The sequence below is a fragment of the Alphaproteobacteria bacterium genome, from assembly GCA_023898745.1.
GTDB lineage: Bacteria > Pseudomonadota > Alphaproteobacteria.
The window spans coordinates 560,072-574,745 of record CP060237.1; the positions used below are offsets into that span (position 1 = coordinate 560,072).

At 38.4% G+C, this 14,674-nt stretch carries 15 protein-coding genes; 3 read left to right on the forward strand and 12 right to left on the reverse strand.

Translation table 11 applies throughout. From position 1 onward, the window contains the following. The first annotated feature begins 153 nt into the window (after positions 1-153). On the forward strand, positions 154-1,545 hold the full coding sequence (locus H6850_02785; protein USO02017.1) for a PAS-domain containing protein: 1,392 nt from the start codon (positions 154-156) through the stop codon (positions 1,543-1,545). 98 nt (positions 1,546-1,643) lie between these two features. Here H6850_02785 and H6850_02790 read toward each other — a convergent pair whose 3' ends face one another. From H6850_02790 to H6850_02820, 7 genes are all read right to left on the reverse strand, one after another. After that, a complete protein-coding gene (locus tag H6850_02790; protein ID USO02018.1) occupies positions 1,644-2,186 on the reverse strand; it encodes an OmpA family protein in 543 nt (180 codons plus the stop codon). 277 nt (positions 2,187-2,463) lie between these two features. After that, the gene (locus tag H6850_02795) at positions 2,464-2,964 is read right to left on the reverse strand and encodes a tetratricopeptide repeat protein (GenBank protein USO02817.1); all 501 of its coding nucleotides are present in this window, start codon (positions 2,962-2,964) and stop codon (positions 2,464-2,466) included. 239 nt (positions 2,965-3,203) lie between these two features. Next, positions 3,204-4,118 carry a glycoside hydrolase family 3 protein gene (locus tag H6850_02800; protein USO02019.1) on the reverse strand — a complete coding sequence of 305 codons (915 nt, stop codon included), beginning with the start codon at positions 4,116-4,118 and terminating at the stop codon, positions 3,204-3,206. Then, positions 4,118-4,771 (reverse strand): RNA methyltransferase, encoded by a 654-nt coding sequence (locus H6850_02805; GenBank protein USO02020.1) that lies wholly within the window; start codon positions 4,769-4,771, stop codon positions 4,118-4,120. Before H6850_02805 ends, H6850_02800 begins: the two co-directional genes overlap by 1 nt. After that, entirely contained in the window at positions 4,768-5,355 is a 588-nt protein-coding gene (locus H6850_02810; protein USO02021.1) for a ribonuclease HII, read from the reverse strand. The genes H6850_02805 and H6850_02810 overlap by 4 nt, the downstream gene beginning before the upstream one ends. A 114-nt stretch (positions 5,356-5,469) precedes the next feature. Further along, entirely contained in the window at positions 5,470-6,264 is a 795-nt protein-coding gene (locus H6850_02815) for a ParB/RepB/Spo0J family partition protein (protein USO02022.1), read from the reverse strand. Positions 6,265-6,326: 62 nt separating this feature from the next. After that, positions 6,327-7,844 (reverse strand): hypothetical protein, encoded by a 1,518-nt coding sequence (locus H6850_02820; protein ID USO02023.1) that lies wholly within the window; start codon positions 7,842-7,844, stop codon positions 6,327-6,329. 285 nt (positions 7,845-8,129) lie between these two features. On the opposite strand from H6850_02820, the gene H6850_02825 reads away from it, so the two are divergent. Further along, positions 8,130-8,963: a hypothetical protein gene (locus H6850_02825; GenBank protein ID USO02024.1), complete on the forward strand. Its 834-nt coding sequence runs from the start codon at positions 8,130-8,132 to the stop codon at positions 8,961-8,963. A gap of 249 nt (positions 8,964-9,212) precedes the next feature. Further along, the gene (locus tag H6850_02830; GenBank protein ID USO02025.1) at positions 9,213-10,610 is read left to right on the forward strand and encodes a serine protease; all 1,398 of its coding nucleotides are present in this window, start codon (positions 9,213-9,215) and stop codon (positions 10,608-10,610) included. A 6-nt stretch (positions 10,611-10,616) separates the two neighbouring features. Here H6850_02830 and H6850_02835 read toward each other — a convergent pair whose 3' ends face one another. From H6850_02835 to ftsZ, 5 genes are all read right to left on the reverse strand, one after another. Then, the gene (locus tag H6850_02835; GenBank protein ID USO02026.1) at positions 10,617-11,117 is read right to left on the reverse strand and encodes a hypothetical protein; all 501 of its coding nucleotides are present in this window, start codon (positions 11,115-11,117) and stop codon (positions 10,617-10,619) included. A 716-nt stretch (positions 11,118-11,833) separates the two neighbouring features. After that, on the reverse strand, positions 11,834-12,172 hold the full coding sequence (locus tag H6850_02840; GenBank protein USO02027.1) for a hypothetical protein: 339 nt from the start codon (positions 12,170-12,172) through the stop codon (positions 11,834-11,836). 44 nt (positions 12,173-12,216) lie between these two features. Beyond that, a complete protein-coding gene (locus H6850_02845) occupies positions 12,217-12,717 on the reverse strand; it encodes a CvpA family protein (protein USO02028.1) in 501 nt (166 codons plus the stop codon). An 80-nt stretch (positions 12,718-12,797) separates the two neighbouring features. Next, positions 12,798-13,304 (reverse strand): peptide deformylase, encoded by a 507-nt coding sequence (gene def / locus H6850_02850; GenBank protein ID USO02029.1) that lies wholly within the window; start codon positions 13,302-13,304, stop codon positions 12,798-12,800. Continuing rightward, positions 13,301-14,596, reverse strand: a complete 1,296-nt coding sequence (gene ftsZ / locus H6850_02855) for a cell division protein FtsZ (protein USO02030.1) — start codon at positions 14,594-14,596, stop codon at positions 13,301-13,303. Before ftsZ ends, def begins: the two co-directional genes overlap by 4 nt. Positions 14,597-14,674 lie beyond the last annotated feature (78 nt).

Genomic DNA, 14,674 nt, shown 5'->3' on the forward strand with positions numbered 1-14,674 from the left:
AATGTTGACAAAAAACTTGAGCCTCTTATCAACTATCTATAGTTTGTACTATCGATTGTTAAGAAAGAGTTAATAAGCTATCGAATATTGAATCGCATCTTAAAATACTTCTAAACTAATATTATAAAATATTAAAAATAAAATAATTTAATCATGTTTTTTATATTTGTAATGATGCTTAATATTGTTCTTGCGGTATCTGTTTATAGGCTTTACCTTTACAAAATGTTTTATATGAAGCGTGATTTTGCCTACGTTCCAGATTTATCAAAATCAGAGATTCATCTTTCTCCTAAGCTTCAAAATGTATTTAGCGCAAAGCCAACTTTTGAAGCTTTTATAAAGTATTTTTTCAAAGACGATGTAGCGCTTTTATATAAAAACATAAGCAAGAAATCTTTCTCATTTTATATCACCTACAATGCAATTTTGTTAAAAGTTGAAGGCTTTAAAGTAGGGCAAAATGGATGTGTGATAGAGTTCTATAATCTCGATACAATTAAAGAGCTTAACGACCACCTTAGGGCAAATTGTGAGAAACTCCAAGCTCAGGTGGATACATTTAAGTTCGTATTGAATCATTTACCTGTGATTGTCTGTCAAAAAACTAAGGAGGGCGCAATTCAATATTGCAACAAATTATATGCAAAATTTTTGGATAAAACAGAGCAAGAGGTAATCAAAACCCAAACCGTTCTTGAGTTAAAAAATAAAACAGAATATCTTACTTTGAAAGGGAAGCGCAGATTTTTTGAAGTTGATGAACTTAAAAAAGACGAAGATCAAATTATTATTGGAAGAGATGAAACAGAGCGAGATAAACTGAAAAAAGAATTTGACACTTATACCCATTCAACACACAATATTTTTCAACAATTATCCACTCCAATAGCCGTTTTTAATAGTGATCAGGCTTTGACATTTTTTAACAAAGCCTATCAAATGTTATTTGAATTTGATGCAAAATTTTTAGGGCACCAGCCTTTAATTAGTGAGATTTTAGATGATTTGCGCAATCGACAAAAAATTCCAGAACCGCAAGATTTTGTGAATTATAAAAAAGTTCATCGTGCATTTTTTAACAACTTGTTAGAGCCATTTGAGGAGACTTTACATTTGCCCAATGGTCAAGTTCTGAGAAGTGTTGTGAGTCCGCAAGCTTCAGGCGGAGTTTTATATATGTATGAAGATATTACAAACCATTTGCATTTAGAAATGGAGCATAAAAGTTTAAGCGCCTCGCAAAAAGAAATTCTCGATCATTTGCATGAAGGTGTGATTATATTCGGAAATGATAATCGTTTGAGGCTTTCTAACCCTATGCTGTTAAAAATGTTTGATTTGGGAGAGCTTGATGCACATATGGATGATTTTATTGATAAAATTTCCACATCTTTATTAACGCGTCAAATGATTTTAGAGCTATTCGAAAAACGCACATATGCAACAGGAAAATTAAGCAAAGAGATTAGCTGGTCTTATACACCGCTTCCAGAAGGATCACACCTTTTGAATTTCTTTTACACACTCCAAAAGTCCGCGTAATTTTGCGGGACATCGTCATCACGAGGAGCGCAGCGACGCGGGTGATCCATATAGATTGCCATGCACTCTTTGAGCGCTCGCAATGACGGTGCGGGATATTACTTCACATCCTTAATCTTAGCAATCACTACGCGATTCTTTGCCAAAAACTCAGAGCGATCCATACCCTCAACATAAGGTACAGGATTGCTTTCTTTTCCAAAGGAAATAATATCAATACGCCCAGGATTCATCTCTTCATTGAATTGGCGTCTATATTCATAAACAATTGCATTTTTTACAGACAATGCTCTGCGTTCTCCAAGTGCCATATTGTATTCACTCGCACCCCTTTCATCACAATGTCCTTCTAAAATGAGACTGATATTTTTGTTTGTATAAAGCCATTTTGCAACAGTTGAAGCATAGTGCATCTGTTTATTATCGAGGCATAATTGCCCTGGTTTTGGTAAGCTTGTTTCAAAATAAATCATAGATTCAGAATTAGATTCTAAGTCTGTTTGAAATGTTCTCATTTCTCTTGTGATACCAAGCTCATCGTCTTTGGGTGAGCATGCTGTGACACAAAAAGCTGAGAGTAATAAAAGGGTGTTGGTAAGTTTTTTCATGGGCATCTCCTGAGTTGTGCATGACGTCATCATGAGGAGCTTCGCTCCGTGGCGATCCAGATGGATGGCCACGCGCTCTTCGAGCGCTCGCAATGACGAACTCAGAGTCGTCATCACGAGGAGCGCAGCGACGTGGTGATCCATTATGGATGGTCACGCTTCGCTCGCCATGACAATTTTGCGTTTAAATCCTGTTGTGTTAGCGTGATATTAAATGAAAACCACAATATGATTCAAGAGATTTTTGCGCGATTTGCAAAAAAAGTGAGTTTAATTTTACTCTGGTTTTCGCCGATAAAATTTATGCAGATTATTTTTTTATTCCTCTGCATACCTTCCATGTCTTGAAGTGATTTGGATGCTGCGCAATCCATATATTCGCTTTTTTGATCGCCATATCAACCTGTTGTGCATTCAAAACATCCTTAAATTTTTTATAATGTTTTATGATCTCAGGTTTGCCCCATACCTCATTACAGTAAGGACCTTTTTGACAAAAGTGTTGTGCAATATGCATCCACATAAAGCCTTCAATTAGATCTCTGCCCTTAAGTTCAAATGGGGCGTTTTCCTTATAAGCGGTACGGTTTTCTAGCAATATATATCCTAAAACATATGTAGCCATCAAAAATCCTTGCTCAATAAGCTTTCTCAAATTTTGCTCTGCTTTTTCTTTTTCTCCTGTATTGAAATAAAGAATAGCAAGGTTTCTCTGAATAACAAGATTTTTAGGTTGAAGATCCACAGCTTTTTCTAAATAAGCTCTTGCTTCCGCGTTATTCTGTTTTTGTCTTATTAAAATAGATGCAATATTATTTAAAGCGCCAAAATGATGAGGTGCTTGTTTGTAATATTCAAGCGCTTTATCAAAATCTCTATGATGATCTTCATATACTTTTCCAAGTCAAAAATAATATTCTTCCATATCTTTTTTAATATGTTTTTCAGCTTCTTGATAGTTTTGTTGGTCAACAAGTGTGCGGATTTCCGAAATAGCAGAAAATAAGAACAGAAACATAAATTTTGGTCAGAGTTTATAGTTTTATGGTGCTAAAGCTTATCTGGCAGATCAAAATCCGGCTCAAACTTAAAGTTAGGCGCAGATTTTGGCATGTTGCTTGCAATCACAATTGCGCCCATGGCTAGCGCTTTGCGGATAGCCTCAATAATAGGTTGATGGCGTATCTGGACACCGCCCATATGCAAGTCATCCGTGATAAGGTGCTTATATCCCATAGCCCTTGCATTTGCATAATGCTTGGCCGAGAGGGATGTTTCGACATCTTTATCCACCTTATCGTCAATGATATGTGCCATCATTACATAGGGTGTGTATTTTGATAGTGCACGAAAAGGAATAGCTTCTTTTTTCTGCCAAGTTTGTGTCACATTTGTGGTTTCAGCATGTGTATCCAAACAGGATAGCCCGTGCCCAGGATAGTGCTTAACGACCGTTTTAATACCTTCATCTTTAAACGCTCGAATAAAACTTTTTGCATATGCAATGACTTTTTTTGGATCGGAGGAAAACGCACGTTCATATTTTCCAATTGCAGGGCAAGTGTCTGAATGCAGGTCTGCAACAGGGCCAAACACCATTGTGATTCCAAGGTTTTTCAAGCGTTGTGCATACTTGCGATAGATTTTATAAGCTTCTTCAGGCGTGTGGTTTTTTGCCATTTGCAAGGCGGATGGCACCGGCCCAACAAGTTTATATAAGCGTGAAACGCCCTTAAATGGAGCCCAACATCCTTCTTCATCAGATGCAATTTCAATATCAGGTTTAGCTTGTTTGAAAGCCTGTGTAAGGCGTTTTAGTTGACCATAATTATAAATATTTCGCCTGAAAATAATAACACCTTTGATTTTATTTTGCTTGGCATAGTTCAGCATTTTTTTAACACACGCATGTTCTGTGTTTGTGCCTTCAAACCCAATGATAAGATTGTGTGCGAATAAAAACATTATTTGGTGACCTCATATAAAACAATCGACGTTGCATGTGATGCATTAAGTGTCGAAAAATCGGGACTTGTATCAATTTTTACCAAAAAATCACAATTTTTAAGCACTAATGGTCGAATGCCTTTTCCCTCTGCTCCTATAATGATGGCGGCTTTTTCATCAAACTTTGTTTGACTTAACGCATCGGATCCTTTTTCTGAGAGTCCATAAACCCAATACCCTTTGTCTTTAAGTTTTTTTACGGTATCAGTAATATTTATCACCGGAATAATTGATACATGCTCAAGCCCGCCAGAGGCAATGCGCGCCATCACATGAGAGTCTAAAAGCCCTTGAAAATCCTGAACAATAAGAAATTTTATCCCAAAAACTGCACAAGATCTTATAATTGCGCCTAAATTTTGTGGATCTGTAATTTGATCTAAGATCAGAATTTTACCTTCAACATCTTCCAAATCTCGTGTGGGTAGGGGCTTTGTAATTACGACAATCCCTTGATGGTTATGCAATTCTGGAAATTTCTTGTTGATGTTTGTAACATATGCCTTAACATGAGATGGTACAATGTCTGGTTTTTCAACAAATACATCTAAAATTTTACGTTTTGGATTTTTGAGTGCTTCTAAAGCAGCATGTTTGCCGTAAATTTTCAAATCTTAAAACTCTTTCTATGATAGGGGCAAAACCCAAATTCTTGGATTTTTTCTTTATGCAATTTTGTACCATATCCTTTGTGTTGATCCAAGTGATATTCAGGGTAAAGAATATGAATTTTCTCCATAATTTCATCTCGAATAACTTTTGCAATAATAGATGCTGTTGCAATAGAAAACGACTTTTGATCGCCTTTGATCACAGTTTCATGAGGGTTAATTGTTGAAACAGGCTGATTTCCATCAAGTAATGCGAGGAATTTTTCAGGTTTTTTGCATCGTTTAAATGCGCGATACATAGACAATTTTGTTGCATTTAGAATATTCATTTCGTCGATCTCAAACGCAGATGCAATGCCGATTCCTACACTGAGTTGATTTTTTCCTGTGGAATTCATCAGCTGGTTGAAAGCGTTCTGTCTTCTAGGCTGAGTCAGCTTCTTAGAATCGTTAATGCCCAAATCTTCATTGGGAAATTCATGCCACCATACACATGCGCTAACCACTGGGCCGCATAAGGGGCCTCTGCCGGCTTCGTCTATGCCAAGGATGGGAGTGTTGTAGTTTTTATCAAAATCCTGCATCAGACCTCTATCATAACAAGAATTGGGTGTTCGTCATCACGAGGAGCGAAGCGACGCGGTGATCCATTATAGATGGCCATGCTTCGCTCGCCATGACGCACTTCCTGCGTTCATTTAAAGCTTTCGTAATTTCTCTAATAATGTATCTAATTGAGAAATATCCGTAATCTTCAGCGTAATTTTACCTCCGCCTTTTCCGGATAGATCAATTTTTGTTGGTAAACCAATTTTATCTTGAATGGCATTTTGTAAGTAAACAATATCATTATCCACAACCTTAGATTTTGCCATGCTGACTTTTTTCTCAACATCTCTTACAGACAATTTTTTCTCAACAATTTCAGCGACAAACTCTTCAGGGTTTGTAACACTTGAAAGAACTTTCGCATGTCCTAAACTGATTTTTCCTTTACGAATCGTATCTTTTACAGATTCTGGCAAGTTCAATAATCTTAAAACATTTGTTACATAACTACGGCTTTTAGAAATTTCTTGCGCCAATTCTTCCTGAGTTTTGTTGAATTGTTGGAGTAAGGTAGATAAGCCTAAAGCGATATCAATTGGGTTTAAGTTTTCTCTTTGGATGTTTTCAATCAAGCTTACTTGCATTGTTTTTTCGTCATCATAATCAACGATTTTTGCCGTGATTGTTGCTAATCCTAGCGCTTTGCATGCGCGATAACGACGCTCACCTGCGATGATTCTGTAATGTCCATTAGGAAGCTTATTGACGATAATAGGCTGTAGCAAACCATGTTTTTGAATGGATTCTGCTAATTGTGTAACAGAATCAATGTTGAACTGTTTTCTTGGTTGATTCGGGTCAGGAGTCACCAAATCGATATCGACATTCGTGACGATATCATCATTTAATTCACCTAGAAGTCTTTCAATGCCTTTATTTAGCATGATTTAATATTTATTTCTTTTGATGTTATTGTGCCACAGATTGATGAAGATACATAGTAGGTTTAGCGAGGGAGTTCAGAAGCTGCTTGTTTAGTATTATAAATTGTTTCAGGCGCCAGGCCTTGAGAGTGAAATATATCTAAAATTGGAGCAAATCCACATTTTTTCATTTCAGCAAGATGGCGTTCTGTTGCGCTTAATTTATCCTTACATTTTTCTAGCTGTGCTTCTATTTGTGAGGGGATGGGTTCGTCATCTTCGGTTGTCCAGCCGCTTACAAAGCGTTGCATCATATTTATAGAAGATTTTAGAATGCTTTCACAGTATTCGAGAAGGCTGTTTGTATCACATTCAACAAGGGCCGTGTCCAATGTTAATTTTGGAAGACATGTTTGGTTTGAAATCAAAATAATTTGCTTGTGGTGATACCTCATGCTTTCCACTGTTCGAGCTAATGATATACTCGTATCGCTGATATTGATATATTGTAATTTTGGTAACTGACTTAAGTTATTATAAAATTCAGTATAAAAAGCTTGATCTCTTTCTTCGGGAGAAAGATCCGTTGCATTTTGATCTCCATATTTATCTTTTTCATGAGCCTTTGGTATAAAGCCTCTGAGATCCAAGTATTTTAGTTTTTTCATCTGTGCTAAGTGCATCAAGAAATGCATAGGCGCAAAGTTGAACAAATGTGAAGAGTTGTCGCTCAAGCTTAAGTTTGCAAATAGGTTGGACAGAGATAGGAACCCTGTGTCCGAATCATACTTATATTCATCGAAGTTATACACAAAAAGCTGAATCAATTTTTCTGCATACTCAAGGTCATCATAAGCGTTTTTGTTTTCATAGAGTGTTTGGTAAGTGGATGTATCAAAATCAGCACCGGAACATTGTGTTTTGCACGCTTCCTGTAAAACCATGCTGCCTTCTTTTATATAACCAACACGAAGTCGCGCATCTACAAATAGCTTTTGAAGTGCGATGATTCTTTCTGAGGTTAATTCCTCAGACGCTTCAGTTTGGGTTGTGTCAACGATAGGGGTGGCGGTTTGTTGCTGATGTGAAATCGCACCAAAAGTCGTTAGGTCAATATGCTCGACAGTTTTTGAAGGAAGGAGAAATCTAGTCGATTCTGTTGCGTTGGTTTCAAATGATGTGTCGGAGTGGCTATAAGGTGAATAGAGCAAGGTAGCAGGAATTACTGCCTCTGAAATAACAAGAGAAGTTGTTTTTGTGATTGGATTAGCAGAAGTTTCAACGAGAGTTTCTGACAATTCCATGTTATCTGGAGTGGTGATTGTCTCTGTATCTAAAGTTTTCGGTTGTATATAAACGATGGTTTCTTCGGTAATTCGTTGTGTTTGCGCGCTATCAGAGGCGGTAACTTTTAGGGCCACCAAAGCCTCCTCTTTTAGGCTTTGTTGCGTGTGGACAGAAAACTCCTCTGCAGTAGTTTTCTCGAAATATTTTGATACAGTTTGCTGATTATTGAGCAATACAAATAATGGAACTAGCAAGATATTGCTGATTTGCTTCAAATTATAAGGAAAATGTTTTAATTGGAGTGCAAAAGCCAATTATTCTCGTGCTTCTCTAGGTGATTTATTATATACACAGACTCCGCTGGATGGGTATAGTTGAACCGTTTTATTTTGAAAAAATCTCTCACTCCGTTATCCTAGTCGAGCGAAGCGAGTGAAGGATCTTTCTGAGACAAACTCAGGAAGATCCTTCGCTGTGCTCAGGATGACGTCTAATCACAAAACTATTGAATTTATCCCCTTTCTGTGGTATAATATACACTGAGATATAATACTCTCTTTTATATCTCATTTATTTAAATAAGAAAGGAGATAACAGAGATGACATACGACTACAGAAGGCCTTCTCGTACGTGTTGCTACTGTGCAAAATGTCATGCTGACTGTGCTAAATTGCCTATCGACGAGCAAATCGAATGCCACAACAAATGTGTGGAAAGCTCTTGTAAAAAGTGCTTAGGTTGCCCATATTGTCAAGGCGGATACGGTCACTATGAAGGACATGATCGCGGTTATCATGATGATAACAAAGGTTATGGTTATGAACATGAACAAGAAGGTTATGGTTATAAAGGCCATGATAAAGGCTATGGTCACGACGGTTATGGCGAGGGTTATGGTCATAAAGATTATGATAAAAAACCTGAGCATAAAGATTATGACAGAGGTTATGGCTATAAAGATCCTGATTACAAAGGTTACGGATATCCAGAAGGATGTGGTTACCAAGGTTGCGGTTCTAAAACTCATGACAAAGGATACGGTTACGACCGCCAAGGTTATGGAGATCGTGACCCTAAAGGTTATGGCGACTATCATGGTTATGATAATAAAGATCATGGACCAAAAGGTGATGACAAAGGATATGGTCAATATGAAGGTCATCATGAGGATTATCGCGATGATAAACATTGTGAATATGCACATGATAGAAAGTGCTATTTAGGAAAATGGCACGATCAGCTTGACTGGAGATGTCAGTGCAACACTTACAAAGACGAGAACGATGTTTTGGTGCGTTCTGAGGTTTGTTACAAGCTTCCAAAAGCTGGAACAACTCCAGAGCCAAAAGATGCGCCAAAGCATGAGCCTAAAGGTGAAGGTCAAGGACATGGCGATAAGCCAGGAAATGATCACGGATACAAACCAGCTTAATGGTTTGTCTCTTCCCCTAATTCATTCTTAGCGGAAGGAAATGCTCCATCGTCATGGCGAGCGTAGCGTGCCCATCTATGGATCGCCACGTCGCTCCGCTCCTCGTGTGACGATTTTGAGTCCGTCATTGCGAGCGCTCGAAGAGCGCGTGGTAATCCATCGGGATCACGCGATGACGACTATGCGCACACTTCCTTTCCCTTGGAATGATCTGTACAATGTGTACAAAAGCCTCATCTAAAATACTGTATGTTATTCACATTATTTTGTGTCGATACCTCTCAATCAACATTTATAGAACAAAAAAAGAAAGCCATTGTTTGTATTTCAACCAGAGCCAGTTTAAGTGGTCATGCACCACATGGTTATTGGGGTGGAAGCGGTTTTATTTTAGATAAAAAGCAAGGCTTGGTTGTAACCAATCACCATGTTTCAGGTGGGCATAGCATTACCTCCATTGAAGTGATTTTTTCTAATGGGCGTAAAGTAAATGCAAAACATGTATGGTCTCATCCATTTGCTGATATTAGTATTCTGAAAATGAATCCAGAGGAGTTGAAAGGTTTGGATTTTGAAGAGATTGCAACCTCACAAAAAGAACCCCATTTAAATGATCAAGTTGAGATTTATAGCAATAATTCTGGATATAATTTTTCTGTTCATAGGGGTCAGATCACCAGTTTGAATGAATCTCTAGGCGTTTTTCCTGTTCAAACGCTTAGGTTAAGTGTAAATGCAAGTTTTGGAACAAGCGGTGCAGCTGTTTTGAATCAGCATGGTGAGGTGATTGCTATTGTGTTCGCTAAGGACTCAAGTGGCACATCGTTATTTGCCGTTCCAATTGATTACTTGAAGAGTATGGCCAATAAAGGGATTGGCGCCGCGAATTTTGAGTTGTCACATATTTCAATTGATTATGCGATTAAAAATTATGGATATCCTGCTAATGCAGCGAATGATTATATTCAAAAATATCCAGAGAGTTACAATAAAATGCTGATTGTGAGCTCTGTTTATGAGAATGCGAAAAGTTTTGTGCAGCCAGGTGATATTATTTTGGCTGTGGATGATGAAGAGGTTGGGCCGTCGTTGGCGTTGTATCATGATGCTTTGAATAAAGCGTTAAAGAAAAATTCCAGAAGTGTGAAACTAACTGTATTTAGAAATGGCAAAAAAACAGATGTTATGGTGCAGGTGCGACCAGCATTTCAACATACACGTTATTTGAAATTTGGTGGTGCTGTGTTTATGGAGTCAGATGAAATCCTATTAACAACACTTGGAATTCCTCTTGGCACACCGCTTATGGTAAAGGTAGAGCCTGGAAGTTTATTTCATGTATTTCCTAGTATCTTAGGAACTTCTCAATATGCTATTGGTTTACAACTGTTAAACAAGCAAGCAATTCGAACATTTGATGATTTAGAGAAAGAAATTAGACGTATCATTCGAGATAAACAACGCTACATTACAGCAGTTTATAAAAATTTTGGCGGATATGGCGGTTATAATGGTATGCCGATTATTTCAAAAAGCGACAATATTGCGCACCTTGAGATTCAGCAAGCGGGGGATGCGATTATGTATAAATATACGATGTATTGCACGCCACTGGGGGATGAGTGGAAGGTGGAGACAGTGCAATAATTTTTTCTAAAAGCTTATTTTTGGACCGATATTAGGCTTTTTCCATGGAGTATGTTTGTTCCATTCAAGGGTCATATGTATTCGACCAGAATCTGAAATCAAATTTGAGATGCTTGGCATAATGGGAAGAAATATTTCACACAAAGAAAAGATGAGAGCTGTCATTTCGGTTAGTAGGGCAGAAGAAATATCCACTCTAAAAGAGTAGGAGGTTCTGTTGTTAAAATCATAATATGCGCTCAAGTACTCTTTAGGATTCTGAATATGTCCGCCCAATTGTGTGCCTAGTACCATGTTAAGTTGGTGTACTTGGATGCCGCCATACATTCTGAAAAATGGAGAAAATGGGTAAATTTTTGTGTTAAGGGCAATCTGTATACCTGCATTATATATGGAGTTTGCGTAATATAAAGCGGGTTGAGTTGGACATAAAGGTGTCATGATGAAAGGTGATATGGAGAAAGTGCTCGGATTTAAGGTATTTTCTGTGCAAAAAAGTAAAAACATATGTGGTTTTATGTTGTATTTTTCTGTTTATTTTATAGGGATTTTTTTTGTGAAGCCAAGGAGAGATGTCAATACACTGTCATCCTGAGACCTTTAGGTCGAAGGATCTTCCTGAGTATATCTGAAGAAGATCCTTTGCTGCGCTCAGGATGATGGAAGGTTTTTTGAAGGTGAGAGGAGGTGCGCGTAGTTCCTCATCACGAGCTGACGCATCCCCACGAATTTTCTAAAATCCAAAAAAGTCCTCAACGCTTAACCATGCAAGCTTTTCTTCTGGAGAAATTGATAGAAAAATATAAGGATAACGACCGTCATGGCGAGATTTTCGAAAGAAAATCGTGGCCATCCATCCGTCTTCGCAAATTTTGCCTTCAGCAAAATTTAGCTACGACGAGATTGGTCGAGTCGAAGCGTGTGAAGTGGATGTCTCGCCGAAGCTCTTTAGAGCGTAGGCGGACACCCTCCATGGATCACCACGCCTTGCTACACAAGGCTCGTGATGACGCTTCTAAACTCGTCATGGCGAGATTTTCGAAAGAAAATCGTGGCCATCCATGTTTTTCTGGATCACCGCGCCTTGCTTCGCAAGGCTCGTGATGACGTCTGCGCATATTTAATTCATGGGGATGAATCAGATTGTGAGCGCTCGTTAGAGTGCGCGGCAATTCATATAGATCACCGCGGCGCTACGTGCCTCGTGATGACGACCTTTTATGTTAGTCAAACTTTGCAATAAATTTCTCAATTTGCTCGAGGTATTGATTCACATTAAGTAATTCTTCTTCTTTTTCTTCTAGTCTATGCGTTAATTCAAGAATTTCTTTACGCGCAATTTCAAGCTCTTTTTTTAAGTAATTGAATTCTGCTGTTGCGGAGTCTTCCGCTCTAGGTGGTTGCGCAGTTACATCTACAGATGGCTTCGCTGGTTTTGCTGCAAAGTATTGCGCTTTGATAGGGTCTTCATTTTGTGGTGAGGGCGCGCCAACTTTTGCCTGTTTCTCATGCTCTTGCGATAAGCTGTTCCAAATTTTTTCTAAATCTGAATATTCGTACATGTTATATGGGTATTAAGCTCTTATAGCACCATTATATCATGAAGTTATTTTTTCATGAATTCTTTTTCGAATTTTTCCGCAATTTTTTTGCCCTGCTGCAGTATATTGTCTTCTTGTTGTCTGAGGTCTATATAAGGTGCGCTTTGTTCATAGAGTTGACAGATAAATTGTGATTCTAATTGAAAGCGGTCTAATGTATGTCCAATAGATAGAATAATTGCAAGACCGCGCAACAGACCGTAAGCAAAGCCAAGAGGTTGATTAATGAAATTCAAAGGTGTAATTTTTATAGATTTATCGAGTAACGTTTGGAGTAATTTTGATGCGATGAGAAAGCAGATAAAAAGAAAAATAAGAGTAAGAAGTCCATTCATACTTGGTAGAACAGTGAGAAGTTGAGGTTGATAAAAATACACATAATAAGCACCAAATGCAGAGCCAATCCATACAAAAATACGCATGAATTCGTTGATGAATCCGCGCATGTAACCTATGGCGCTGGATAAAATGAGGATGCCGATGAGGAGAAGATCAACGATGAACATGGTTATGCTCCGCGGCCGTCATTACGAGGCGCGTAGCGCCGTGGTGATCCGGTGATGGATAGCTGCTCTTCTGCCACATATCAAACCTTCGGTTTTGTTTTCTTGATTTTACGCATAATAAAATCCTGACGATCTTTGCTAAATGTGTCAATCATCAAAATACCATTCAAATGATCGAGCTCGTGTTGAATATTGCGCGCTTCTCCGCCCGAAAATTGCTCTTCATGAGTTTTGCCAAATTCGTCCATATATCGCACCAAAACACTCTCAGGGCGTTCAATTTCTAGCCATATATCCGGAAATGACATACAACCTTCTGTCCACATGCAAGTTTTATCAGAGTATTTTAAGATCTCTAAATTTACCATTTTATATGGTTTTTTATCTCGATCCATATTCATAATAAAAGCATGTTGACTATACCCAACTTGATTCGCCGCAAGACCGCCGCAATTTTTGCTCGTTACCGTTGTATATTCTAATTGATCTAAAAATTCACGCAATTCATCATTGAAATTTTCAACTTTAATGGCTTTTTGTCTGAGAATTGGATTGGGAGCGGTTATGACAGGGAGTTTTTTTGTCATTTTTTCCTTAGAAATGATGGGATGTCAAAGGAGCTTTCATCCACTTTCTCTGTCTCTGTCTCTTGTTTTTTTGCACGACCCATTCTGGTGAAACGCTCAAACAATGAGGAGGTTTTTTTCTTTTCCAAAGGCTCTATTTTAGGTTCTTTGCTTGCTTCAGTGCTGCCTTCTGAATTTAAGAAATGCACATTGTCATCTTTTTTTGCTTCTGCGCTTTTGTCTTCTTCCTCTTTCTTATCTGAAGATTTCTTTGTAGAAGAGAAATCTTTAAAGGATGTTAGGTTGGATGAATGAGATGATGTCATAGGCGCGCCACCGATTCCTGTTGCAACAACAGATACGCGGATGCGACCATTCAAGTTTTCATCAAATGCAGAGCCGAAGATAATGTTTGCATCGCTTTCAATCTCATCTCTGATACGGTTTGCTGCTTCATCGATTTCGTAAAGCGTGCCATCGTGACCGCATGTTACGTTGATCAATACGGCTCTTGCGCCTTTCATGGAAATATCATCTAGAAGTGGGTTGGAGATTGCTGCTTCTGCTGCATCAAGCGCACGTCTTTCGCCTTCTGCTTCGCCTGTTCCCATCATTGCTTTACCCATTTCACTCATTACGGAGCGAATGTCTGCAAAGTCTAAGTTGATTAGACCTGGTTTTAAGATAAGGTCTGTAACACTTCGTACACCAGAATACAAAACGTCATCTGCCATTTTGAATGCATCAGCAAATGTTGTTCTTTCATTGGCAATCCTGAATAGATTTTGGTTTGGAATAACAATTAAAGTATCAACATATTCTTGAAGTTCTTCGATGCCTTTTTCTGCAGCTTTCATTCTGTTAGAGCCTTCAAAGTTAAATGGCTTTGTTACTACACCAACAGTTAAAATTCCACTTTCACGAGCTGCCTTTGCAATGATAGGTGCTGCGCCTGTGCCTGTACCGCCACCCATACCAGCTGCGATGAACACCATGTTACTACCAACGATGTGGTTCAAGATTTCATCGATGGATTCTTCAGCTGCTGCTTTTCCGATGTCAGGTTTGGAACCTGCTCCTAAACCTTGTGTAAGGTGTGGGCCAAGCTGAATGCGAACATCTTCATTGGAGAGTGAACCTTCCAAAGCTTGCGCATCTGTGTTTGCAACGATAAACTCAACGCCTTCAAGTCTGAGGTCAATCATGTTATTTACAGCGTTCCCACCAGCGCCACCAACGCCGATTACTGTGATTCTGGGCTTCAAGTCGATGTTTTTATCGACAGTGTTTTTTACATTATTTCTGGATTGCATCTGGGTGTCTATAAAAATACAACTATTTCAGGTGTATTTTACGAAAGAATTGTAAATAAAGTAAAGGATTTCGCAAAA

Coding starts and splice junctions, on each gene's coding strand:
- H6850_02845 (USO02028.1), bottom strand. CDS start 12,717: ATGTTCATCGTTGATCTTCTCCTCATCGGCATCCTCATTTTATCCAGC.
- ftsZ (USO02030.1), bottom strand. CDS start 14,596: ATGCAATCCAGAAATAATGTAAAAAACACTGTCGATAAAAACATCGAC.
- H6850_02815 (USO02022.1), bottom strand. CDS start 6,264: ATGCTAAATAAAGGCATTGAAAGACTTCTAGGTGAATTAAATGATGAT.
- H6850_02835 (USO02026.1), bottom strand. CDS start 11,117: ATGTTTTTACTTTTTTGCACAGAAAATACCTTAAATCCGAGCACTTTC.
- H6850_02800 (USO02019.1), bottom strand. CDS start 4,118: ATGTTTTTATTCGCACACAATCTTATCATTGGGTTTGAAGGCACAAAC.
- H6850_02810 (USO02021.1), bottom strand. CDS start 5,355: ATGCAGGATTTTGATAAAAACTACAACACTCCCATCCTTGGCATAGAC.
- H6850_02830 (USO02025.1), top strand. CDS start 9,213: ATGTTATTCACATTATTTTGTGTCGATACCTCTCAATCAACATTTATA.
- H6850_02790 (USO02018.1), bottom strand. CDS start 2,186: ATGATGACGTCATGCACAACTCAGGAGATGCCCATGAAAAAACTTACC.
- def (USO02029.1), bottom strand. CDS start 13,304: ATGACAAAAAAACTCCCTGTCATAACCGCTCCCAATCCAATTCTCAGA.
- H6850_02825 (USO02024.1), top strand. CDS start 8,130: ATGACATACGACTACAGAAGGCCTTCTCGTACGTGTTGCTACTGTGCA.
- H6850_02785 (USO02017.1), top strand. CDS start 154: ATGTTTTTTATATTTGTAATGATGCTTAATATTGTTCTTGCGGTATCT.
- H6850_02840 (USO02027.1), bottom strand. CDS start 12,172: ATGTACGAATATTCAGATTTAGAAAAAATTTGGAACAGCTTATCGCAA.